At 70.8% G+C, this 23,125-nt stretch carries 17 protein-coding genes and 1 pseudogene; 12 read left to right on the top strand and 6 right to left on the bottom strand.

Annotated elements, in window-relative coordinates; all coding sequences use genetic code 11:
- Positions 1-174 precede the first annotated feature (174 nt).
- Both AB0924_RS34150 and AB0924_RS34145 read right to left on the bottom strand, forming a co-directional pair.
- Entirely contained in the window at positions 175-1,407 is a 1,233-nt protein-coding gene (locus tag AB0924_RS34150; RefSeq protein WP_366913533.1) for a hypothetical protein, read from the bottom strand.
- Between the two features lie 313 nt (positions 1,408-1,720).
- A complete protein-coding gene (locus AB0924_RS34145) occupies positions 1,721-2,695 on the bottom strand; it encodes an alpha/beta hydrolase (RefSeq protein WP_366913532.1) in 975 nt (324 codons plus the stop codon).
- 361 nt (positions 2,696-3,056) lie between these two features.
- On the opposite strand from AB0924_RS34145, the gene AB0924_RS34140 reads away from it, so the two are divergent.
- The 4 genes from AB0924_RS34140 to AB0924_RS34125 all read left to right on the top strand — a co-directional run bounded on the left by AB0924_RS34140 (position 3,057) and on the right by AB0924_RS34125 (position 9,665).
- The gene (locus AB0924_RS34140; RefSeq protein ID WP_358936749.1) at positions 3,057-4,511 is read left to right on the top strand and encodes a diaminobutyrate--2-oxoglutarate transaminase family protein; all 1,455 of its coding nucleotides are present in this window, start codon (positions 3,057-3,059) and stop codon (positions 4,509-4,511) included.
- Positions 4,512-4,785: 274 nt separating this feature from the next.
- A complete protein-coding gene (locus tag AB0924_RS34135; protein ID WP_366913531.1) occupies positions 4,786-6,735 on the top strand; it encodes an IucA/IucC family protein in 1,950 nt (649 codons plus the stop codon).
- Positions 6,736-6,800: 65 nt separating this feature from the next.
- A complete protein-coding gene (locus AB0924_RS34130; RefSeq protein WP_358936711.1) occupies positions 6,801-7,475 on the top strand; it encodes a GNAT family N-acetyltransferase in 675 nt (224 codons plus the stop codon).
- A gap of 198 nt (positions 7,476-7,673) precedes the next feature.
- Positions 7,674-9,665, top strand: coding sequence for an ATP-dependent DNA helicase (locus AB0924_RS34125; RefSeq protein WP_366913530.1), 1,992 nt, complete (start codon positions 7,674-7,676; stop codon positions 9,663-9,665).
- 158 nt (positions 9,666-9,823) lie between these two features.
- On the opposite strand, the gene lexA is transcribed toward AB0924_RS34125, so the two are convergent.
- Positions 9,824-10,603, bottom strand: a complete 780-nt coding sequence (gene lexA / locus AB0924_RS34120) for a transcriptional repressor LexA (RefSeq protein ID WP_358936707.1) — start codon at positions 10,601-10,603, stop codon at positions 9,824-9,826.
- A gap of 566 nt (positions 10,604-11,169) precedes the next feature.
- On the opposite strand from lexA, the gene nrdR reads away from it, so the two are divergent.
- Complete coding sequence (gene nrdR / locus AB0924_RS34115) at positions 11,170-11,718, top strand: transcriptional regulator NrdR (protein WP_358936705.1); 549 nt, start codon at positions 11,170-11,172, stop codon at positions 11,716-11,718.
- A gap of 165 nt (positions 11,719-11,883) precedes the next feature.
- Complete coding sequence (locus AB0924_RS34110) at positions 11,884-14,781, top strand: vitamin B12-dependent ribonucleotide reductase (protein ID WP_366913529.1); 2,898 nt, start codon at positions 11,884-11,886, stop codon at positions 14,779-14,781.
- A gap of 67 nt (positions 14,782-14,848) precedes the next feature.
- Here the strand turns inward: AB0924_RS34110 and AB0924_RS34105 are convergent.
- Positions 14,849-15,385, bottom strand: a pseudogene (locus tag AB0924_RS34105) (TerD family protein); the annotation flags it as partial.
- A 148-nt stretch (positions 15,386-15,533) separates the two neighbouring features.
- Here AB0924_RS34105 and AB0924_RS34100 point away from each other — a divergent pair.
- The 3 genes from AB0924_RS34100 to AB0924_RS34090 all read left to right on the top strand — a co-directional run bounded on the left by AB0924_RS34100 (position 15,534) and on the right by AB0924_RS34090 (position 17,890).
- Positions 15,534-16,139, top strand: coding sequence for a YdbC family protein (locus AB0924_RS34100; protein WP_366913528.1), 606 nt, complete (start codon positions 15,534-15,536; stop codon positions 16,137-16,139).
- A 173-nt stretch (positions 16,140-16,312) separates the two neighbouring features.
- Entirely contained in the window at positions 16,313-16,972 is a 660-nt protein-coding gene (locus AB0924_RS34095) for a phosphoglycerate mutase family protein (protein WP_358936699.1), read from the top strand.
- A gap of 12 nt (positions 16,973-16,984) precedes the next feature.
- A complete protein-coding gene (locus AB0924_RS34090; protein ID WP_358936697.1) occupies positions 16,985-17,890 on the top strand; it encodes an ADP-ribosylglycohydrolase family protein in 906 nt (301 codons plus the stop codon).
- Positions 17,891-18,195: 305 nt separating this feature from the next.
- On the opposite strand, the gene AB0924_RS34085 is transcribed toward AB0924_RS34090, so the two are convergent.
- Positions 18,196-19,743, bottom strand: a complete 1,548-nt coding sequence (locus tag AB0924_RS34085) for an MFS transporter (protein WP_358936747.1) — start codon at positions 19,741-19,743, stop codon at positions 18,196-18,198.
- 185 nt (positions 19,744-19,928) lie between these two features.
- On the opposite strand from AB0924_RS34085, the gene AB0924_RS34080 reads away from it, so the two are divergent.
- From AB0924_RS34080 to AB0924_RS34070, 3 genes are all read left to right on the top strand, one after another.
- Complete coding sequence (locus AB0924_RS34080; protein ID WP_366913527.1) at positions 19,929-20,558, top strand: TetR/AcrR family transcriptional regulator; 630 nt, start codon at positions 19,929-19,931, stop codon at positions 20,556-20,558.
- An 81-nt stretch (positions 20,559-20,639) separates the two neighbouring features.
- On the top strand, positions 20,640-21,341 hold the full coding sequence (locus tag AB0924_RS34075) for a ribonuclease HII (RefSeq protein WP_358936692.1): 702 nt from the start codon (positions 20,640-20,642) through the stop codon (positions 21,339-21,341).
- A 68-nt stretch (positions 21,342-21,409) separates the two neighbouring features.
- The gene (locus AB0924_RS34070; protein ID WP_358936690.1) at positions 21,410-22,027 is read left to right on the top strand and encodes a hypothetical protein; all 618 of its coding nucleotides are present in this window, start codon (positions 21,410-21,412) and stop codon (positions 22,025-22,027) included.
- A gap of 296 nt (positions 22,028-22,323) precedes the next feature.
- On the opposite strand, the gene AB0924_RS34065 is transcribed toward AB0924_RS34070, so the two are convergent.
- Positions 22,324-22,944 (bottom strand): hypothetical protein, encoded by a 621-nt coding sequence (locus AB0924_RS34065; protein WP_366913526.1) that lies wholly within the window; start codon positions 22,942-22,944, stop codon positions 22,324-22,326.
- Between the last annotated feature and the right edge of the window lie 181 nt (positions 22,945-23,125).

Below are 23,125 nucleotides of genomic sequence, written 5' to 3'. Positions count from 1 at the left end.
TCACCGTCCGCCGTACGCGCGGCCCATGTTCCGGTATGGCGTCTCGGCCTCCTTGCCCAGCCGCGGGCCGGCGAGCCAGGTGTGGCGGGGCGAGCCAAGTGTGGCGGACCGGACGACGGCAGGATCCCTCCTGGACATCTCGCCGCCGTCCGGTCCCGTGCGGTGCGGCAGGCGTTACTGTCCGGCGAACTTCTTGCTGACCGAGTCGTAGACGCCCTTGGCCACCTCACCCAGGCGGGGGCCCGCCAGCCAGCCCGCGCGCACCGGGCCGATCGAGGTGTTGGACACCAGGGCGGACTTGCCGTCCGAGCCGGTCTCCACCCAGCCGCCGCCGGAGGAGCCGCCGGTCATCGTGCAGCCGATGCGGTACATCGTCGGGTCCGACTCGGCGAGGGACAGCCGGCCCGGCTTGTCCTGGCACTGGTAGGCCAGCTGGCCGTCGTACGGAGCCGCGGCGGGGTAGCCCGTCGCCGTGATGCTCTGCACCTTCGGCACGGCCGGGGCGCCGAAGTTCACCGGAAGCGCTCCGCCGACCGTCTCCTCCAGCGACTTGCCCGCGCTGCCCTGCTCCGGCGTCACATGGATGACCGCGAAGTCGTACGAGGCGCCGTTGCCGCCGGTGCGGCCGCCCTGGTCGATCCACTGCTGCGAGGTCTTCGCCGCGTCGGCCCACCAGACGCCGTACGGGGCGACTTCGGCCCTGCTCGCGTCCTGCAGCTCGGCGTTCGACCTGCCCTGGTTGTTGTACGACGGCACGAAGGCGATGTTCCGGTACCAGCCACCGCTCTTGCCGGCGTGCACACAGTGGCCGGCCGTCCAGATGAGGTTGGACTTGCCCGGGTGCGCCGGGTCCTGCACGACCGTCGCCGAGCAGACCATCGTGCCCTCGGGCGAGTCGAAGAAGACCTTGCCCGACGTGGCCGCGCTGGTGTGGTACGGCGGCCTGACCGCCTGGGCCGTGACCGGCGCCGGGGTCGGGTCCGTCACGCCCTGGTCGCCGGAGATGTCGTTGTCGTCGACGCGCTTGGCCGGGTCGTCGGCGTCCCGCATCCGGTCCGGGTCCCACAGACCCTTGATGATGGGGTTGATGAAGTCGTTGGCCTCGCGCAGCCAGTCGTCCCTGTCCCAGTTCTTCCAGGCGCCCTTCTTCCACTTGTCGACATCGATCCCGTGCTCCTTGAGCTTCCGACGGATGTCGTCCGGGATCTTGATCTTGCCGTCACCGGTGCCGCCCTGGGTGGCGGCGGCGGTCGGCCTGCCGTCGGCGTTGTCGTCACCGTCGCCGTTGCAGGCCGTGGCGGTCAGGGCCAGTGCCGAGACGAGGGCGACCGTCGCCGGCACGAGGGAGGTCCTGCGCGGCGCGCCCCTTCCTCGGCGAACGGTGAACGACGGCCGTATGGATCGCATGCTGTTGACTCCCCCTGAGATGAAGGTACTCGGCGCTTCGGTCCCGGCACCGGCACCGCACTCGTGGGGAGTTGACGCCGGTCCACTGGTCCGCTGGGAACGGCATCACACACTATGCGTTCGCTGTGGGGGAGTTCCGACGGTCCGGCAACGGTTCGGCTACAAGCGGCCTGACCTGGAAGCACACGAGCCGCGGTTCCGTGCCCTCACGTCGTGGAGGACACGGAACCGCGGCTCGGTTGGTGCGGTCATACGGGCGCCCGGAAGCCGGGGGAGTCCGGGGGCCCGGCAGCGCGCCCGGTCGTGCGGAACCTCAGTCGCCGTGCAGGGCGTTCCTGATGGCGCCGACGGCGATCCTGCGGGCGACGCCGGTCGCGTGGCAGTCGCGCAGGCTGTCGAGCATCAGGAAGTCGTGCACCATTCCGAGCACCCGTACGGCGGTGACCGGGACGCCGGCCTCCCGCAGCCGGGCCGCGTAGGCCTCGCCCTCGTCGCGCAGCACATCGGCCTCGTCGGTGATCACGACGGCGGGCGGCAGGTCCCGGAGGTCGTCGAGGGAGGCACGCAGCGGAGAGGCGTAGCGTTCCTTCCGCTGGGATTCGTCGGTCGTGTACTGGTCCCAGAACCAGAGCATGCCGTCCCGGGTGAGGTAGTAGCCCTCGGCGAACTGCAGATAGGACGCGGTGTCGAAGTTCGCGTCGGTCACCGGGTAGAGCAGCACCTGAGCGGCGAGGCGGACGTCCCCGCGGTCCTTGACCATCTGGGCGAGGACCGCGGACATGTTGCCGCCGACGGAATCGCCGCAGACGACCATGCGGGAGGCGTCGAGGCCCAGCTCGGCACCGTGCTCCACGACCCACCGCGCGACGGCGTAGTTCTGTTCGATCTGAGCGGGGTATCGGGCCTCGGGCGCCCGGTCGTAGACGGGGAAGACCGCGGCCGCGTCCGCCCCGACGGCCAGCTCGCGCACGAGACGGTCGTGGGTGTTCTCGTCGCCGAAGACCCAGCCGGCGCCGTGGATGTAGAAGATCACCGGCAGCGGGCCCTCGGTACCGCTTGGCCGAACGACACGGACGCGGACGGTGCCCCACTCACCGGCGTCGACGTCGGTCCAGCTCTCGTCGACGGCCGGTTTGTCCACCCCTTCGCCGGTCTGCAGGCCGGCCAGGATGTCGCGCCCCTGCGCGGGAGGCACCTCGTAGATGCGGGGGTGCGCGGCGGTGGCGTCGGCGAGTTCCTTGGCCGCCGGCTCGAGCTGCGGCGTGGGCGGCGGGGGCAGGTTCGTCATGATCAACCTCCAGCGGGTTCCGGTGCGGTGCGATCAGGGGCGCCGGGCGGTGCCGGCCCGGTGCCGGGCACGCTCGCCTTCCAGCTTGCGCTGACACGGGGTGGGCGGCATCACGAGCGGCGAGTGGGTGGGGGCGGGGCGCTGGGGCACCAGGGGTATGCCACATGTGCGGGCACGCGGGGCGGGCATCGGGAGATTCGGCCCGCCGCCCAGGGATCACAGGGATTGCGGGGCAACCCGTAACCCGCTGGCCGGTGCGCGGTTGTAGGGGTGGGGGGTCCGCTGCCTGTGCCCGGTCCCCGCGGATCAACTCGCCTCTGGACAGCGGGGAGGACAGCGAGTCGTGGCCGTGACCGAGTCGATGGCTGAAGGTGCGTACGGGGAAAGGCGTGCGGTGCACGAGGGGATCCTGAGGCGCCAGTCGGCGCGTGAGTCCGCGGCCCGCACCTACGCGCGGGCCCTGCCCATCGTGCCCGTGCGGGCGCGGGGACTGACCATCGAGGGCGCCGACGGCCGCCGCTACCTGGACTGCCTCTCGGGAGCCGGAACCCTCGCCCTCGGCCACAACCACCCGGTGGTCCTGGAGGCCATCCGCAGGGTCCTCGACTCCGGCGCCCCGCTCTCCGTCCTCGACCTGGCGACGCCGGTGAAGGACGCCTTCATCACCGAGTTGTTCCGCACCCTGCCGTCCGGGCTCGCCGGCCGTGCCCGGGTGCAGTTCTGCGGGCCGGCGGGCACCGACGCCGTCGAAGCGGCGCTCAAACTGGTCCGCACCGCGACCGGACGCACCGGCATGCTCGCCTTCACCGGCGCCTACCACGGCATGACGGCCGGAGCCATGGCCGCCTCCGGCGGGGCCGGCGACGTACGGGTCGCGCGGCTGCCGTACCCGCAGGACTACCGCTGCCCCTTCGGGGTCGGCGGCCCGCGCGGTGCCGAACTCGCCGCGCGCTGGACCGAGTCCCTCCTCGACGACCCGAAGTCGGGCGTACCGCTCCCCGCCGGGATGATCGTCGAACCCGTCCAGGGCGAGGGCGGCGTGATCCCGGCGCCGGACGGCTGGCTGCGCCGCATGCGCGAGATCACCGCTGACCGGTCCATCCCGCTGATCGCGGACGAGATCCAGACCGGCGTCGGCCGCACCGGCGCCTTCTGGGCCGTGGAGCACAGCGGTGTCACACCCGACGTCATGGTCCTGTCGAAGGCCATCGGCGGCAGCCTCCCGCTGGCCGTGGTCGTCTACCGCGACGACCTCGACGCCTGGCAGCCAGGCGCCCACGCGGGTACCTTCCGCGGCAACCAGCTCGCCATGGCCGCCGGAACGGCCACCCTGGCCCACGTGCGTGAGAACGCACTCGACGAGCGGGCCGCCGTCCTGGGCTCGCGGATGCTGTCCCAACTCCGCGAACTGCGGGCGGCGTTCCCGTGTGTGGGTGACGTCCGGGGGCGGGGACTGATGATCGGCATCGAGCTGGTGGATCCGGAGAGCGAGGCAGCCGGACCGGGCGAGGACCCCTTCGCCGGCGATCACCAGCTCGCCGCCGAAGGCCTCACGCCGAGCCGCACCCCGCACCGCGCCGACCCCGAACTCGCGGCGGCCGTCCAACGCGAGTGCCTCCACCGGGGGCTCATCGTGGAACTCGGCGGTCGCCACGCCGGCGTTGTACGCCTCCTTCCACCGCTGACCATCACCGACGAGCAGGCGGCAGCCGTCATGGACCGCCTGGCCGACGCGGTGGCGGCGGCGGCCCGCCGACAGCAGGACCACGGCCGCCGGCACCGCCATCACGACACCCCCGGCCCCGGCAACCGCTAGCAGCCCATCAGAGTGGCCCACACCTGGCCCCCACCACCGGGGCCCGAGGAGCCGCCCACATCCGGTCCCTCCCTCGTGCCGATCGCACGCCGACGCGCGCCACGCGGCTGCCCGGCCCCGTCCGTGCCCGCGACGACCGCACAGCGGCACCCCCGCACGGCGGGCGAACGGACGGCGGGCGAACGGACGGCGGCCGAGCGGACGACGGGCCGTCCGGACGCGAACATCCCACCCCCCCCCGTAGCCCCAGCCCACCCCCTTCCGAGGAGCCGTCTTGAACGCCACTCCCGCACCCGACGGCCGTTCCGGCAGCCCCGACGAACACGGCGACTCCGGGACCCAGCCCTCTCACGTCCCGCTCGCCGAGTCGTTCCCCCAGCAGAAGCGACGAGCCCCGGACGGCATGAGCGCGGGAGCCCCTGACGCCGACCCGCTGGAGGACCCCGATCCCGGCACCGCCGCCCAGGCCGCCGCCGTCGAGAACCTCCTGCGCTGCTGGGTACGGGAGACCGGCCTCGCCGCCCCCGCCACCGCCACCCTTCGTATCCCGCTGCTCCGCAGTGGCACCGCGCTGATCGTCCAGATCCGGCACTGGTCCCCGGCGGGCTGGCACCGCTTTGGGCCGGTCCGCCTCGCCGGCGCCGAGACGGCTCCGCCCGTCGACGCGATCACTCTCGCGGCCCTCCTCGCCAGGGAGACACCCGGCGGCACCCGCGACACCCCCGGTGTCCCGGAGCAGCCCGGAGCCGTAGGCGACGGTGGCGACCTGGTCGCCAGGGTGGCCGACTCCCTGCGCCGCACCGCGACGTTCATCAGCGACCGGCGCGCACGCCCGGACGACGGCCCCGACCTCTTCCTCAGCGCCGAGCAGTCCCTCCTCCTCGGACACCCCCTGCACCCGGCCCCGAAGAGCCGGGAAGGCCTGACCGAGGCCGAAGGCCCGCTGTACTCGCCGGAGTCACGCGGCTCGTTCCCGCTGCACTGGTGGGCCGTGGCCCCCTCCCTGCTGGCGGCCGACTCGGCCTGGACCGAGCGCGGCCGTACCGTTCCCGCGGACCGGCTCACCCAGCGGCTCGCCGGAACCACCCCTCCCCTGCCCGACGCATACGCCGCGCTGCCGCTGCACCCCTGGCAGGCCAGGGAGCTCAGGCACCGCGGAGCGGTCGCCGCCCTGCTCGACTCCGGAGCGCTCCGCGACCTCGGTCCGCTCGGCTCACCCTGGCACCCCACCTCCTCCGTACGCACCGTCCATCGACCGGGCGCCCCCGCGATGCTGAAACTGTCGCTGGGCCTGCGCATCACCAACTCCCGTCGCGAGAACCTGCGCAAGGAACTCCACCGCGGAGTCGAGGTGCACCGGCTGCTGCGCGGCGGCCTCGCCCGTCAGTGGCGAGCCGCGCATCCCGCCTTCGACATCGTCCGCGACCCCGCCTGGCTCGCCGTCGACGATCCCGACGGGCGGCCCCTGCCCGGCCTCGACGTCATGATCAGGCACAACCCGTTCGCCCCGGCCGACGACGTGAGCTGCCTGGCCGGACTCGTCTCGCCCCGGCCCCTCGCCGAACCGGACACCGCCCCCTGGCCGACCAAGGGACCCTGGGCCCTGCGGTCCCGCCTGGCGCGGCTCGTCGTGCGGCTCGCCGCACGCACCGGGCGCTCCGTCGGAGCCGTAGCCGCGGAGTGGTTCCTGCGCTATCTGGAACAGGTCGTCCGGCCCGTGCTCTGGCTGGACGGCGAGGCCGGAATCGCCCTCGAGGCCCATCAGCAGAACACGCTGGTCCTGCTCGACCGCGACGGCTGGCCCGCCGGCGGCCGGTACCGCGACAACCAGGGCTACTACTTCCGTGAGTCCCGGCGACCCGAGCTCGACGCGCGGCTGCCCGGCATCGGCGTGCACAGTGACACCTTCGTCGCCGACGAGGTGACCGACGAACGCTTCGCGTACTACCTCGCCATCAACAACGTGCTCGGGCTGATCGGCGCCTTCGGCTCCCAGCAACTCGCCGACGAACGACTGCTCCTCGCCGCGTTCCGCGGGTTTCTCACCGATGCCGCCTCGGGCCCACTCGCCCTGCGGACCCCGCTGCCCGGCCTGCTGCTCGACTCACCTGTCCTGCGCTGCAAGGCCAACCTGCTGACCCGGCTGCACGGCATGGACGAACTCGTCGGACCGGTCGACACCCAGTCCGTCTACGTCACCATCGCCAACCCCCTTCACTCCTGAACGAACCGCCCTGCCCTTCCGCATCTCCCTTGAACCTCGACCCCCTTCGCTGAAAGGAGCGCACCGTGCCCTCCACCGACACCAGTGCGGAGACCGCATCCCCCGAGGACGGCGAGGCCACGCTGCATCTGCGCCTGCCCGCTGAGTTCGTCGCCCTCTTCTCCACTGCCGACCTGCTCGACGACGTGTCCGGCTGGGGGCCGGTCCCCACCCCCGTGGGCCTCTTCCAACTTGTCCCCGTACGCCTGAACGACGACCTTCCGCTCATCCACCGCTGGATGAACGACCCGGCTGTCGCCGCCTTCTGGGAGCTGGCGGGACCCCCGGAGAGGACCGAGGACCATCTTCGGGCCCAACTCGAAGGCGACGGCCGCAGCGTGCCGTGCCTGGGCGTGCTGGACGGCGTACCCATGAGTTACTGGGAGATCTACCGGGCGGACCTCGATCCGCTGGCCCGCCACTGTCCGACTCGTCCGCACGACACCGGGATCCATCTCCTCGTCGGAGAGGCCGCAGACCGGGGGAGAGGACTGGGCTCCGCGCTCCTCAAGGCCGTGGCCGATCTCGTGCTGGACCGTCGTCCCGCCTGTGCCCGGGTCGTCGCCGAACCGGATCTTCGTAACACCACCTCCGTCACCGCCTTCCTGCGCGCCGGGTTCCGATTCGCGTCCGAGGTCGACCTGCCCGGCAAGCGGGCCGCCCTCGTGATCCGGGACCGCGTCCCGAACCGGCTGACGTAACGAATTGTGATGACGTCGTCGCATTGAGTACGAACGGCGGCTCGGTGAGGTTCCCGGCTGCCGCGAGAAGATCCGGAAGACCGGCGAAGCCCGCCGCAGCCAGCCCCCCCCCCGCTCAGGAGTCCCGGCAGTGATCCCGCCCCCCGCCCTCGCCTTGACCGCCCGTTTGTCAGTGCCGGGCCGTAGGGTGGTCGGGCTATGACGAAGCCCTCACTCCCCGAACTCCTGCATGCCGCCGTCGCAGCCGTCGGCGGCACGGAGCGCCCCGGCCAGGTGACCATGGCCGAAGCGGTCGCCGAGGCGATCGACGACGGATCCCACCTGCTGGTCCAGGCCGGCACCGGCACCGGAAAGTCGCTGGGCTATCTCGTTCCCGCGCTCGCGCACGGGGAGCGAGTGGTCGTCGCCACGGCCACGCTCGCACTGCAGCGCCAGCTCGTGGAACGCGACCTGCCGCGCACGGTCGACGCCCTGCACCCGCTGCTGCGCCGCCGCCCGGACTTCGCCATGCTCAAGGGCCGGTCGAACTACCTGTGCCTGCACCGCCTGCACGAGGGCATGCCGCAGGACGAGGAGGACGGGCTCTTCGACCAGTTCGAGGCCGCCGCGCCCACCAGCAAGCTGGGCCAGGACCTGCTGCGCCTGCGTGACTGGGCCGACGAGACGGAGACCGGTGACCGCGACGGCCTCACCCCGGGCGTCTCGGACCGTGCATGGGCGCAGGTGTCGGTGTCCTCGCGGGAGTGCCTGGGCGCGTCGAAGTGCGCCTACGGCGCCGAGTGCTTCGCGGAGATGGCGCGCGAGCGGGCCAAGCTCGCCGAGGTCGTCGTCACCAACCATGCTCTCCTGGCCATCGACGCCATCGAGGGTGCCCCGGTGCTGCCGCAGCACGAGGTGCTGATCGTGGACGAGGCGCACGAACTCGTCTCCCGGGTCACCGGTGTCGCCACCGGTGAACTCACGCCCGGCCAGGTCAACCGCGCTGTGCGCCGGGCGGCCAAACTCGTCAACGAGAAGGCCGCCGACCAGCTCCAGACCGCCGCGGAAGGCTTCGAGCGGCTGATGGAACTGGCTCTGCCGGGCCGTCTCGAGGAGATCCCGGAGGACCTCGGCTATGCGCTGATGGCGCTGCGGGACGCGGCCCGCACGGTCATCACCGCGCTCGGCTCGACCCGCGACAAGTCCGTCCAGGACGAGGACGCGGTCCGCAAACAGGCGCTGGCCTCGGTCGAGAGCGTGCACGACGTGGCGGAGCGAGTGGCCAACGGCTCCGAGTGGGACGTGGTCTGGTACGAGCGTCACGACCGCTTCGGCGCCTCTCTGCGTGTCGCGCCCATGTCGGTCTCCGGACTGCTCAGGGAGAAGCTCTTCGCGGACCGCAGCGTCGTCCTCACCTCGGCGACGCTGAAGCTGGGCGGCGATTTCAACGGCGTCGGCGCCTCCCTGGGGCTCAGCCCCGAGGGCACGGAGGGCGAGGATCTGCCGCAGTGGAAGGGCGTGGACGTCGGTTCGCCCTTCGACTACCCCAAACAGGGCATCCTGTACGTCGCGAAGCACCTCGCGCGCCCCGCGCGGGACGGCGAGCGCTCCGACATGCTCGATGAGCTGACCGAACTCATCCAGGCGGCCGGCGGCCGCACCCTCGGACTGTTCTCGTCCATGCGCGCCGCCCAGCTCGCCGCGGAGGAGCTGCGCTCCCGCATCCCCGAGTTCCCCATCCTGCTCCAGGGCGAGGAGACGCTCGGAGAGCTGATCAAGAACTTCGCCGCCGACCCGCGGACCTGCCTGTTCGGCACATTGTCGCTGTGGCAGGGTGTCGACGTCCCGGGCCCGAGCTGTCAGCTGGTGGTCATGGACAAGATCCCGTTCCCGCGCCCCGACGACCCGTTGATGAGCGCCCGGCAGAAGGCGGTGGAGGACGCGGGCGGCAACGGCTTCATGGCCGTGGCCGCGACCCACGCGGCCCTGCTCATGGCCCAGGGCGCCGGCCGTCTGGTCCGCGCCTCGGGGGACCGTGGTGTGGTCGCGGTACTTGACCAGCGGCTCGCCACCGCGCGGTACGGCAGCTACCTCAAGGCGTCACTGCCCGACTTCTGGTACACCACGGACCGCAACCAGGTGCGCAAATCGCTCGCGGCGATCGACGCGGCCGCGAGGCAGACGGAAGAGAAGCAGACGCAGGAGGCGTGAGGCGGCTGGTCCGGACGGCTTCGGCCGGACCAGCACCCGCATGGCGGTCCATGCGGCCGTCCGGGGGAGTCCGGACAGCACAGGGCCCCGGAACCGGCGCAGGGGTCCCGGGGCCCGGTCTGGGGGACGGGCCGCGTCCGGCCCGCCCGCCGCGGCCGTCACACGCGCCGCAGCACAGCGACGACCTTGCCCAGAATGGTCGCGTCGTCGCCGGGAATCGGTTCGTAGGCCGCGTTGTGCGGCAGGAGCCAGACGTGACCGTCCTCGCGCTTGAAGCGCTTGACGGTGGCTTCGCCGTCGAGCATCGCCGCGACGATGTCGCCGTTCTCGGCGACCGGCTGGCGGCGGACGGTGACCCAGTCGCCGTCACAGATCGCGGCCTCGATCATGGAGTCACCGACGACCTTGAGGACGAACAGCTCGCCGTCGCCGACGAGCTGGCGGGGCAGCGGGAACACGTCCTCGACCGACTCCTCGGCGAGGATCGGTCCACCGGCGGCGATACGGCCGACCAGCGGGACGTAGGACGCGGCAGGCTTGCCGGCGGTGTCGGTGGGCTGCACCGACACCGCCTGGTCGGAGCCACGCACCTCGTACGCGCGCGGGCGGTGCGGGTCGCGGCGCAGGAAGCCCTTGCGCTCCAGTGCCATCAGCTGGTGCGCCACCGAGGACGTGCTGGAGAGGCCGACGGCCTGGCCGATCTCGCGCATGGACGGCGGATATCCGCGTCGCTGCACCGAATCCCTGATGACCTCGATCACCCGCCGCTGCCGGTCGGTGAGCCCGGAGCTGTCCGCCCGGATACCCGGAGGTCGGCCAGGCAGGGAGCGCTTGTGCCCCTCGGGATTCGTGGCTTCGTTCATCGCATGTACCGGCTCGACTCGGCCCATGGAGCGGTCCTGGGCGGTGATGGTGGCACTGTCTGCGGTGGTGGTCACGTCGGCCCCTCTCGATGGTCTCCCTGCTGGACAACGGTAGTTGCTTTCGAAAGGTTGCGCCAAACACACGTTCGAGTGAAAAAGTGCGATTCGCCTGACGTGATCATGTGTCTGGGTGTATGGCTAACGCGGTATCCGGCGGGCAAAAGCGCCCATTGCTGCACTCTTCACCGCCGGGATCGGCGACCTCGCGGGTTGTGCCCTCAGTCTGCCATCCGGCACCCGGTCCACCCGGATCCGGGCTCCCTTCTGTGCCGGAGTCCTACGCGGTCTCCGTGCGGCGCCCACCGTATCTCCGTAACCGCAGGATCGATACGTCCCTGCGCCCGCGTGTTCGGAAATGCCGGCAGCGGGTATCCGGGGTGTGCTCTGGCGCGGCAACACGCGTGACCGCCTCGGTGTATGGGCCAAGCCCTACATCTAGTGGTTGGATGCTTACCGCAGCCCACAAGTTGTGGTCCCCCGGGTCTGGGATGGCTCCGCGATCGCCTATGCTTAGGGCTGCTTCGAGGGGCCCATGTGGTCCGGCGGGGCTATCGAGTCTGCTGTGAGGAGGGTTGGAGATCATGCACTGCCCCTTCTGCAGGCACCCCGACAGCCGCGTGGTCGACAGCCGTACGACCGACGACGGCACGTCGATCCGCAGGCGCCGCCAGTGCCCTGACTGCTCCCGTCGTTTCACGACCGTGGAGACGTGCTCGCTCATGGTGGTGAAGCGGTCCGGAGTCACCGAACCGTTCAGCCGCACCAAGGTCATCAACGGCGTGCGCAAGGCATGCCAGGGACGGCCTGTCACCGAGGACGCACTCGCCCAGCTCGGCCAGCGGGTCGAGGAGGCGGTGCGGGCCACCGGGAGTGCCGAGCTGACCACCCACGACGTGGGTCTGGCCATACTCGGCCCGTTGCAGGAGCTCGACCTCGTCGCCTATCTGCGATTCGCCTCCGTCTACCGGGCCTTCGACTCGCTCGACGACTTCGAGGCCGCGATCGCGGAGCTCAGGCGGGCACGAGGCCCCGCCGCGGACGACGGGGACGCGGGAGCGGGGAGCCAGGAAGACGAACCCGGGCCCGGAGGGACGACCGAGGTCCCCGTGCCCGCCCACGCCGCCGACTGACCGGCGCGACGGAACCCGGACGGACGCCCGGGTTCCGGCTCGGAAGGCGGCGACCGAAGACCTGTCGCGGGTGGCAGTTGAGGGCTCCCGCGATACCAGACAGAACACCGTGCCACGGGAACATCGGGGCACTTCAGGGCGTTTTCGCCCGTACAGGGAGGCGGCATGACAGAGACGGCGAGCGGTCCGGCACGAGGTTCCCGAGTCAAGGGAGCCAAGGCGGGTAACAAGGGACTGCACATCGAGCGTATCCACACCACCCCCGGCGTGCACCCGTACGACGAGGTGGCCTGGGAGCGCCGTGACGTCGTCATGACCAACTGGCGCGACGGCTCGATCAACTTCGAGCAGCGTGGCGTCGAGTTCCCCGACTTCTGGTCGGTGAACGCGGTCAACATCGTCACCAGCAAGTACTTCCGTGGTGCCGTCGGCACCCCGCAGCGCGAGGTCAGCCTCAAGCAGCTGATCGACCGCATCGTGAAGACGTACCGGAAGGCCGGTGAGGACCACAAGTACTTCGCCTCGCCCGCCGACGCCGAGATCTTTGAGCACGAGCTGGCCTACGCCCTCCTGCACCAGATCTTCAGCTTCAACAGCCCCGTCTGGTTCAACGTCGGCACCCCGCAGCCCCAGCAGGTCTCCGCCTGCTTCATCCTGTCCGTCGACGACTCCATGGAGTCGATCCTCGACTGGTACAAGGAAGAGGGCATGATCTTCAAGGGCGGCTCCGGCGCCGGCCTGAACCTCTCCCGCATCCGCTCCTCCAAGGAGCTGCTCTCCTCCGGTGGCAACGCCTCCGGTCCCGTCTCCTTCATGCGCGGCGCCGACGCCTCCGCCGGCACCATCAAGTCCGGTGGCGCCACCCGCCGCGCCGCCAAGATGGTCGTGCTCGACGTCGACCACCCCGACATCGAGGACTTCATCCAGACGAAGGTCAGCGAGGAGGAGAAGATCCGCGTCCTGCGCGACGCGGGCTTCGACATGGACCTGGGCGGCGACGACATCACGTCCGTCCAGTACCAGAACGCCAACAACTCGGTCCGCGTGAACGACGAGTTCATGACGGCGGTCGAGTCGAGCGGCAAGTTCGGTCTGCGCGCCCGTATGACCGGTGAGGTCATCGAGGAGGTCGACGCCAAGGCGCTCTTCCGCAAGATCGCCGAGGCGGCCTGGGCCTGCGCCGACCCGGGCATCCAGTACGACGACACCATCAACACCTGGCACACCTGCCCCGAGTCCGGCCGGATCACCGCGTCGAACCCGTGCAGCGAGTACATGCACCTGGACAACACGTCCTGCAACCTGGCCTCGCTGAACCTGATGAAGTTCCTCAAGGACGACGGCAAGGGCCACCAGTCCTTCGAGACCGAGCGCTTCCAGAAGGTCGTCGAGCTGGTCATCACCGCGATGGACATCTCGATCTGCTTCGCGGACTTCCCGACCCAGAAGATCGGCGAGAACACGCGCGCGTTCCGCCAGCTCGGCATCGGCTACGCCAACCTCGGCGCCCTGCTGATGGCCACCGGCCACGCCTACGACTCCGACGGCGGCCGTGCCCTCGCCGGTGCCATCACCTCGCTGATGACCGGCACGGCCTACCGCCGCTCCGCCGAGCTGGCCGCCGTCGTCGGCCCGTACGACGGCTACGCCCGCAACGCCGACGCCCACAAGCGCGTCATGAAGCAGCACGCCGACGCCAACGGCGGGGCCGTCCGCATGGACGACCTGGACACCCCGGTCTGGGCCGCCGCCACGGAGGCCTGGCAGGACGTCGTCCGCATCGGCGAGAAGAACGGTTTCCGTAACTCCCAGGCGTCCGTCCTCGCCCCGACCGGCACCATCGGCCTGGCGATGTCCTGCGACACCACCGGTGTCGAGCCCGACCTCGCGCTGGTGAAGTTCAAGAAGCTGGTCGGCGGCGGCTCGATGCAGATCGTCAACGGCACCGTCCCGCAGGCCCTGCGCCGCCTGGGTTACCAGGAGGAGCAGATCGAGGCGATCGTCGCCCACATCGCCGAGAACGGCAACGTGATCGACGCCCCCGGCCTCAAGCTCGAGCACTACGAGGTGTTCGACTGCGCCATGGGCGAGCGCGCCATCTCCCCGATGGGCCACGTCCGCATGATGGCCGCGATCCAGCCGTGGATCTCCGGCGCCATCTCCAAGACGGTCAACATGCCGGAGACGGCGACCGTCGAGGAGGTCGAGGAGATCTACTACGAGGCGTGGAAGCTGGGCGTCAAGGCGCTCGCCATCTACCGCGACAACTGCAAGGTCGGCCAGCCGCTCTCCGCCAAGACCAAGGAGAAGGAGAAGGCCGAGGTCACGGAGAAGGCCGAGGCGGCCATCCGCGAGACGGTCGAGAAGATCGTCGAGTACCGCCCGGTCCGCAAGCGCCTCCCCAAGGGCCGTCCCGGCATCACCACGTCCTTCACGGTCGGCGGCGCCGAGGGCTACATGACCGCCAATTCCTACCCCGACGACGGTCTCGGTGAGGTCTTCCTGAAGATGTCCAAGCAGGGCTCGACCCTCGCGGGCATGATGGACGCCTTCTCCATCGCCGTCTCCGTCGGCCTGCAGTACGGCGTGCCCCTGGAGACGTACGTCTCGAAGTTCACCAACATGCGCTTCGAGCCGGCCGGCATGACGGACGACCCCGACGTGCGGATGGCGCAGTCGATCGTCGACTACATCTTCCGCCGCCTGGCGCTGGACTTCCTGCCCTTCGAGACGCGCTCCGCGCTCGGCATCCACTCCGCCGAGGAGCGTCAGCGGCACCTGGAGACCGGTTCCTACGAGCCCGCCGACGACGAGGTCGACGTCGAGGGCCTGGCCCAGTCGGCGCCGCGCGCCCAGGAGCTGAAGGCGGTCGCCACGCCGAAGGCCGAGGCCGCGGTGGCCGAGTCGGCCCCGAAGCAGGCGCACACCAGCGCCGAGCTGGTGGAGATGCAGCTGGGCATCCAGGCCGACGCCCCGCTGTGCTTCTCCTGCGGTACGAAGATGCAGCGGGCCGGCTCCTGCTACATCTGCGAGGGCTGCGGCTCGACCAGCGGCTGCAGCTGATGACACGCCGTTCCTGAGGTAAGGGGCGCCGGCAATCGCCGGCGCCCCTTACCTGTGGGCCTTCGCGTCAGGGGCGGCGCCTGCTGCCCATGACACGGGGGAAGGCCGCCGGATCCTCGTCGTAGCCGTGGACTCCGCGGTGGAACGTCCACCCACCGGAGTCGTCCCGCAGGAACTCGCCGATCGTGGCCGCCGTGGCATCGGGGACAGAGGCGAAGTCGTCCTCGGCGAGCACGGTGTAGCCCTCGCGGATGCGCATGGCCGGGCCGAGCACGTCGGCGAAGGTTTGGTGCCCGGTCCGCTGCTGGATGACCACACCGACCACCACGCGCGCGTAACGGCCGTCGAGCCGGTCGAGCTCGAGCGTCATGACCTCGTCCCAGCCGAAGCCCTTGCCGTCGGTGCTGTCCCGGTTGAGGAAGATCGTGCCGTCCGGGGAACGGCTGTCGAAGTGCACCAGATAGGCCGGCGCCCCGTACGGGGCGCCGGACTCGAACGGCCCCGCCACGATGTCCAGATCGGTGGGCGGTCGGCCCGCCGGACTGGGGTCCCATTTGAGCGCGACCTCGACCTTGCGGATTCCCTTGCTGAAGCCAGCCACCGGGCTTCGCCACCCCCTTGAAGTGCCATGCTGTCAACTGCCCCGAAGCCAGGGCCGTTTGTTCATCGTGCCACGTGCGCGGGGGAGCGTGCGCGGGCGATCTCAGCCGGAGCGTGACCGGCGCCACGCCCGGTGGCCTTACGATGGCGCGGTGCTGGTCAAGTGGATTCGCTGCACCGTCGTGGACCGCCGCGGCTTCGAGCGCGGGCAGCGGAAATGGGCGGGGCTTCCGGGGGAGCCGGGTTTTCGGGGGCAGGGCGGAGGCTGGAGCCGGCAGCGGCCCGGGGTGGCGCACCTCTTCACCTTCTGGGAGAGCCGCTCTTTCTACGACTCCTTCATGGCCCGCTCCCACGACCGTCTGGCGGCCGCCCAGTCCGGCACGTACAAGGATTCCCAGGTCAAACTGTTCGAGTACCGATTCGACGTGAAGACCGGCTTCGAGCCCCGGTTCACCGACTCCGACCTGATCCGCGTCGCCCTGTGCAGGGTCCACGAGGAGCGCGTGGAGCACTTCACCCTGATGCAGGAGAAGGTCTGGAACCCCGCCATGGCCGGCTCACCCGGCATGATCCGGGGCATGTTCGCCGAGGCGCCCGAGCAGGAGTTCCTGATCCTGTCCATGTGGCGGTCGGCGGCCGAGCACGGCAAGTACCGCACCGAGCGGGTGGAGCGCCTCGCCCTGCGTGCCCAGACGGAGGCGGACATCGCCGCTCTGACCGGGGACATCGTGGAGCTGGAGCCGTCCTGGACGGTCTGAACCGGCCGCCTCGAGGATGAAGTGGAGCCTCTGGACAGTTGGTGAATCCAACGCGGGGACGACGCGGGGATCATGCGCCCGTGAGCGCCCCTATGCGCGGGATGCGTGTGACCTACGCGGTATGGGGCCCGTACGAGTGCTCCACCGTCCCCCGTTCGATCTAGGGTTTCGGCATGGCACGACCACGGCGCATCGTCCTTGTCCGGCACGGCGAGTCAACGGGCAATGTTGATGACTCCGTGTACGAGCGGGAGCCCGACCACGCTCTCGCCCTGACCGAGCGCGGCTGGAGACAGGCGGAGGAGACCGGAAAGAAGATCCGGGAGCTCTTCGGCCGGGAGCGCGTGAGCGTGTACGTCTCCCCGTACCGCCGTACCCACGAGACGCTGCGCGCCTTCCATCTCGACCCCGGCCTCATACGGATGCGGGAGGAGCCAAGGCTGCGCGAGCAGGACTGGGGCAACTGGCAGGACCGCGACGACGTGCGCCTGCAGAAGGCGTACCGGGACGCCTACGGCCACTTCTTCTTCCGGTTCCCGCAGGGCGAGTCCGGCGCCGATGTCTACGACCGGGTCGGCGGCTTTCTGGAGAGCCTGTTCCGCAGCTTCGAGGCGCCGGACCATCCGCCGAACGTGCTGCTGGTGACGCACGGGCTCGCGATGCGGCTGTTCTGCATGCGCTGGTTCCACTGGACGGTGGCGGAATTCGAGTCGCTGTCGAACCCCGGGAACGCCGAGATGCGGACGCTCGTTCTCGGTGACGACGGCAAGTACACCCTGAACCGGCCCTTCGAGCGATGGCGGGATCCGGTACCGCACTGGGGTTCCGGATAGAGTGGCAGACCGATGACCGCTGACTCCTCTTCCCTCGAGCGCCTGAACCGCGCCCTGGCCAGCCTGCGCGGACTGGCGGTGGGAGACGCGCTGGGCTCGCAGTTCTTCGTCCCGGCGAACTATCCCCTGCTCAAGCGCCGCGAGCTGCCCGCTGGCCCCTGGCAGTGGACGGACGACACGGAGATGGCCTGCTCCGTGGTGGCCGTCCTGGCCGTCCACCACCGCCTCGACCAGGACGCGCTGGCCCGCTCGTTCGCCGAGCACCACGACTTCGACCGCGGGTACGGCCCGGCCGTCAATCGACTGCTCCGCCTCGTCCGCGAGGGCGAGGACTGGCGCGAACTGGCGGCCGGTCTCTTCAACGGGCAGGGGTCCTGGGGCAACGGCGCCGCGATGCGCATCGCGCCGCTGGGCGCCTGGTACGCCGACGACCCCGAGCAGGCGACCCACCAGGCGGAGATCTCGGCGTATCCCACGCACCAGCACCGCGAGGCCGTGGTGGGCGCGATGGCGGTCGCCGCGGCCGCCGCGCTGGCCGCGTCGCCGGGCGGGCCGCCCGGCCCCGAGGCGCTCCTCGACGGTGTCATCGCACTCATTCCGAAGAGCGCTGTCGATGCGGGCCTGCGCCGGGCCCGCGACATGCTCGACTACGGCGATCCGGCCACCGTCGCGGCCGTGCTGGGCTGCGGTCGCCGCACGTCGGCCCACGACACCGTCCCGTTCGCCCTCTGGTCCGCCGCGCGGGCCCTGGCCGACTTCGAGACGGCGTTCTGGACGACCGCCCAGGTCGGCGGGGACGTGGACACGACCTGCGCGATCGTGGGCGGCGTGCTCGGCTCCGGCAAGGCGGGCACGCCACCCGCGCCGTGGGTGGAGCGGACCGAGGCACTGCCCGGGTGGGTGCCGACGGGGTTCTGACCCCTGCTCGTCGTCGTCACTCCACAGAGGATCGAAAACTCTGCGTACCCGCCGGGAACTCTCTGTGACCGTCCGCCGTTCTGCACGTAGCCGTCGCCCGCGTCGATGCGGACGACGGCTCGGTCCGGACAGGTGAAGGCGGGAGGGGGTGTGCGGTGATGGCGGTCGTCGTCGCTGTGCCGGCCGGGCTTGTGCCGCTGCTGGTCTTCGTGGCCGTGTGGGTGGTGCGGACGGCCGGGCCGCAGCGTCTCCCGTTCCCCCGGCCGCGGTCCGGCTCGCCGCGGTTCCGCGCGGCCACGGGATGGTCAGCCGATGCCCGGGCCCGCCGTGCCGGCGAGGGCTTCGAGATCGCTCTTCCGGACCCTGATCACCAGCCAGGCGGTGAGGAACGCGAGCACGGCCATGGCGGCGGCCGGGACGAAGGCCGCGGAGATCCCGTGAGCGAGCACCTCATGCCCCCAGGGCGCGGGCAACTGGTGCGTCCTGGCGAACTGCGCCTTCTGCTCCGGAGTACCGCCGGCGAGGAACTTCGGCAGTTGCTTCTTCGCCTCGTCCGTGCTCGCGGAGCCGAAGACGGTGGTCAGGATGGACAGGCCCAGCGAACCGCCGACCTGCTGGGTGGCGTTGAGCAGCCCGGAGGCCGCGCCCGCCTCGTGCTGGGCCACCCCGGAGACGGCCGTGACGGTGACCGTCACGAAATTCAGGCCCATGCCGAACCCGAACACCAGCATCGGTCCCAGCACGCCGCCGAGGTAGGAGCTGTCGGGTGTGATGAAGGTCTGCCAGACCAGTCCGGTCACCACGAGCGCCGAGCCGGTCATCATGAAGGGCTTGGGGCCGAGCGTGGGCAGGAAGCGCTGGGACAGACCCGCGCCGACCGCGATCGCGAAGGTCACGGGGAGGAAGGCCAGGCCGGCCCTGATCGCGCTGTAGCCGAGCACGTTCTGCACGAACAGCACGATGTAGAAGAACATGCCGAACATCGCGGCGGCGAGGCTCAGCATGATCACGTACGTGCCCGAGCGGTTGCGGTCGGCGAACATCTTGAGCGGGGTGATCGGTTCCTTGGCCCGCAGCTCGGTGAGGACGAACGCCACCAACAGTACCGCCGCGGCGCCGAAGGACCCCAGGGTGAGACCGTCCCGCCAGCCCTCCTCCGAGGCACGGATGAACCCGTACACCAGCGTGGCCATGCCGGCCGTCGACGTGAGCGCACCCGCGATGTCGAACCGCCCCGGGTGCCGCTCGGACTCGCTGATGTACAGCGGGGCGAGGAACGCGATCAGCAGGCCGATCGGCACGTTGACGAAGAGCACCCACCGCCAGTCGAGCCAGTCGGTCAGCATGCCGCCCGCCAGCAGGCCGATGGCACCACCGCCCGCGGACACGGCGGCGAACACGCCGAAGGCCCGGTTGCGTTCCGGGCCTTCGGGGAACGTGGTGGTGATCAGGGCGAGCGAGGTGGGCGAGGCGATCGCGCCACCCACTCCCTGCAGGGCGCGCGCCGCGAGCAGTTGCCAGGGCTCCTGGGCGAGGCCGCCCAGCAGCGAGGCGAAGGTGAACAGCAGGATGCCGGCCATGAACACCCGGCGCCGGCCGAGGATGTCGCCGGCCCGCGCGCCGAGCAGCAGCAGACCGCCGAAGGTGAGTGTGTAGGCGCTGACCACCCAAGTGAGATCGGTGGTGCTGAACTTGAGAGCGTCTTGAATGTGCGGGAGCGCGATGTTCACAATCGTCGCGTCGAGTACCACCATGAGCTGGCAGGCCGCGATGACGGTGAGCGCGATGCCGGGATGCCCGTCCCGGCGGGCCGCACCCGGTTTCCGTTCCTGAAGCAGCTGAGAGGTTGTCACCATGGGTCCCCCACAAAGGCGTTAGTGAACGCTCGCGTTCACTTTCGCGTCAACGGTAGTGAGTCCCCGACAGTGAACGCAAGCGTTCACTTAATTCCGCGTCACGTGTCGCGTCCCCCTTTGCTGCGACGTGACGCGGCCCCGCCCCGGAACCCCCGCTTCCCTTGCATGCTGGAGAGTCACAGATGGATACCTCGCGCTGGACGGCCGCTCCCGCTCAGGCGGCCACCCCCCGTCGGCGCGGCGCGGTGCTCGAGCGCGCGATCCTGGATGCCACCCTGGAGCAGCTCAGTACGGTCGGCTGGAACGGTCTGACCATGGAGGGCGTCGCGGCCGGCGCCCAGACCGGGAAGGCGGCGGTCTACCGCCGCTGGCCCTCCAAGGAGGATCTGGTCGCCCATGCCCTCGAGGCCGGACTGCCCCGCGTCGAGGAAGTCCCCGACCTCGGCAGTGTCCGGGAGGACCTGCTGGCCCTGTGCCGGCGTGCGCGGGACGCGATGTTCTCACTTCCCGGTTTCGCTCTGCGTGCCGTGATTCACGAATGCGATCCGGCGCAGGTGGAACGCTTCCATAGCGTGATCTTCGAAGGGGTGGTCGAGCCGATGATCCAGCAGCTCCGCGAGGTCGTCATCCGTGGCATCGGCCGGGGGGAGGTGCGCCCGGACGCCGACAACGGCTACGTCTTCGACGCCGTTCCGGCGATGATGATGTACCGATCCAAGATGTGCGCCAGCGAATGGAGCGACCAGGAGCTCGAGGAGATGATCGACCGGCTGATGATGCCGCTGCTGAGGCAGTACGGTCCCGGGTCCTGATCGGTGCCCTCGGTGCCCCCGGCCTGTTCCGGAGGGCCGGGGTGTCGCTCGGCCCTGTCGGCGGCGTAACCTAAGGGCGCCATGCCGTACGAACCACCTACTCACACCGTCGAGCGCTCCCTGCGCGCCACGACCGGAGCGAAGGTCATCGCCGGTGTCGACGAGGTGGGGAGGGGCGCGTGGGCCGGCCCCGTCACCGTCTGCGCGGCGATCACCGGACTGCGTCGGCCGCCCGAGGGGCTGACCGACTCCAAGCTGTTGACCGTGAAGCGGCGCACCGCACTGGCCGGGATACTGCAGTCCTGGGTCACGGCCTATGCCCTGGGGCACGCCTCCCCCGAGGAGATCGACTCCCTGGGGATGACGGCAGCGCTGCGGCTCGCCGCCGTCCGCGCCCTGGACCTGCTGCCGGTTCGCCCGGACGCCGTGATACTCGACGGCAAGCACGACTACCTCGGTACCCCGTGGAAGGTGCGCACGGTCATCAAGGGTGACCGGTCCTGCGTGGCCGTCGCGGCGGCGTCTGTGATCGCCAAGGTTCAGCGCGACAAAATGATGGCCGAACTGGGTATCGACCATGCAGACTTCGGATTCGCGGACAACGCCGGGTATCCGTCGCCCGTGCACAAGGCGGCACTGGAGGAGCGGGGGCCCACCCCGTACCACCGCTTGTCGTGGGCGTATCTTGATGCGCTGCCCCAGTGGCGGCACCTCAAGAAGGTCCGCAGCTGGGCGGACGGAAGCGTTCCGGAGATCGAGGGTCAGCTCGGCTTCGACTTCTGACGGTTCCGCTCGCACTGATGTGCCACCCGGCTGACCGTGCCGCACCAACGTTTGATAAAAATCAGCTCATGCCTCTCATTCCCGAGGAGCCTCAGATTCACGAGAGTGCCCAGGGTCCCCGCACCGCGCCGACCCCACGCCCCGTACCCGGCCCCCGTCCCGCGGCTCCGTCCCGCCCCGGTCGTCCAGGCCCCCCGCGGCCCGCGCCGCCGGTGCAGCGCGCTTCGCGTGAGGCGGCTCCGGCCAGGCCGGCCCCGTCGGGTCCGGCCGCTCCCACCGCCACCGCTCCCACCGCCGCACCGGCGACTCCGCAGATCCAGTTGATCCCTGCCTCGGCCGAGGGTGCGCTCGACGCCGCCGAAGAGGCGGTGGACCTCCTCCTGGACTCGGGCCGCGCCCCCGGAGATGTGCTGGTGATCACCACCGGTTCCCAGCACCCGTGGGCGGAGCACGAGTTGTCCTTCGGAGAAGCCTCCTACTGGAGGCAGCACGACGCCGGTGACGACGTGTTCTACACGGACGCCGTCCACGCCTCCCGTGCCGCGACCCGGCCCGTGGTCGTCGTGGCCGTCAACGGCGACTCCGCCGCCACCGCCCTCCCGCTGGCCCACTCGCGGGCCGGTGCGCTGCTGATCGTCTGCGGTGACCCGCAGCGGATCAACGCGCTGCTGGGCGCAGGCGTCTGAGATACGTCCCGGCCCCGGCGGGGCCGGGTATGACGAAGAGCCGCTCCGGCGACATCCGTACGGCGCGGCTTTCGGCATGCCCGGGCGACCGGCAGCGGCTCTTCCGCAGGTGCGAGCCGGCCCCGTTTCCGGGCGCCGGCGGCGGCGGTGTGGGAAGGCGCGCGTCCCGTGGCAGTGCGTGGGCGGCCTGCACAGGGCCGGCAGCCGTCGTCAGCCGTAGCCGCGGCGCGCCCGGTGACCGGCCCGTGCCGTGCGCCGGACGTGTCCGGAGCCCCGAGCCCCCGGACGGGCCGGCGTCAGCGTGCGGCCGCGCGGCGCAGGACCTCGGAGACCGGGCCACCGGTACGGGGAGGCAGGGGCGGGACCTGCGACATGGCGAAGGACTCGGGTTCGGAGTGGGCGTTCGGATGGCGTCCGCCCCGTCCCTCACCGAGGACCTGCCAGCCGTCCCCGGTCAGCGTGATGTACGCCCCGCAGCGCAGCCCGTGCAGCGTGCAGGCGTCACGCAGCCCCCACATCCAGGCCCCGTCCTCCTCGGTCCAACGCGCTTCGCCTTCACGGCAGTAGAGCAGCACGGCGGTGCGCACCGGGGTACGGCGGCGCAGGTCGTGCGGGATGATCCGGCGCAGCTGGGCCAGCAGGGCGTTGCGGAACATCCAGCCGTCGGCCGGTGCGGGGCGCCGTATGAACGACGCGCTGGCGCACAGCCGTTCCTCCGGATCCAGGACGGCCACGACCGCCATGGACGGCCGGGGGCGATGGCGGGCGTGGAGCCCGCTGACGATTTCACGCGGGTTGCGCAGCAGGGGGATTCCGGCGGCTGCCCACTCCGCGGGCTCGAGCAGGCGACTGGCGGAAGCGGCGGACGCGGACGTCGACAAGGAGGCCGCCGAGGACGAGGCGAATCCGAAGGTCACGTTCCTCCCTTCGGCTACGCGCCCACACTGCGGGCGAGGTCGGATTCGGGGGAGCGCGCACCGCGGCGAAGCCCACGGATCATGGGCGAGCCGTGCGGGGAGCGGACTTCAATTCTTCCTGTCGAACTTGGATGCGGCAACGAGCAATTGGAGCCGCCGACGGTTATCTGGCGGTGCGTGG

The organism is Streptomyces sp. NPDC047869 (genome assembly GCF_040704065.1).
Lineage (GTDB): Bacteria > Actinomycetota > Actinomycetes > Streptomycetales > Streptomycetaceae > Streptomyces.
This window is presented reverse-complemented; position numbering and strand designations above follow the sequence as displayed.

Coding starts and splice junctions, on each gene's coding strand:
- AB0924_RS34070 (WP_358936690.1), top strand. CDS start 21,410: ATGCCTCTCATTCCCGAGGAGCCTCAGATTCACGAGAGTGCCCAGGGT.
- AB0924_RS34145 (WP_366913532.1), bottom strand. CDS start 2,695: ATGACGAACCTGCCCCCGCCGCCCACGCCGCAGCTCGAGCCGGCGGCC.
- AB0924_RS34090 (WP_358936697.1), top strand. CDS start 16,985: ATGACCGCTGACTCCTCTTCCCTCGAGCGCCTGAACCGCGCCCTGGCC.
- AB0924_RS34125 (WP_366913530.1), top strand. CDS start 7,674: ATGACGAAGCCCTCACTCCCCGAACTCCTGCATGCCGCCGTCGCAGCC.
- AB0924_RS34095 (WP_358936699.1), top strand. CDS start 16,313: ATGGCACGACCACGGCGCATCGTCCTTGTCCGGCACGGCGAGTCAACG.
- nrdR (WP_358936705.1), top strand. CDS start 11,170: ATGCACTGCCCCTTCTGCAGGCACCCCGACAGCCGCGTGGTCGACAGC.
- AB0924_RS34075 (WP_358936692.1), top strand. CDS start 20,640: ATGCCGTACGAACCACCTACTCACACCGTCGAGCGCTCCCTGCGCGCC.
- AB0924_RS34140 (WP_358936749.1), top strand. CDS start 3,057: ATGGCTGAAGGTGCGTACGGGGAAAGGCGTGCGGTGCACGAGGGGATC.
- AB0924_RS34080 (WP_366913527.1), top strand. CDS start 19,929: ATGGATACCTCGCGCTGGACGGCCGCTCCCGCTCAGGCGGCCACCCCC.
- AB0924_RS34150 (WP_366913533.1), bottom strand. CDS start 1,407: ATGCGATCCATACGGCCGTCGTTCACCGTTCGCCGAGGAAGGGGCGCG.
- AB0924_RS34110 (WP_366913529.1), top strand. CDS start 11,884: ATGACAGAGACGGCGAGCGGTCCGGCACGAGGTTCCCGAGTCAAGGGA.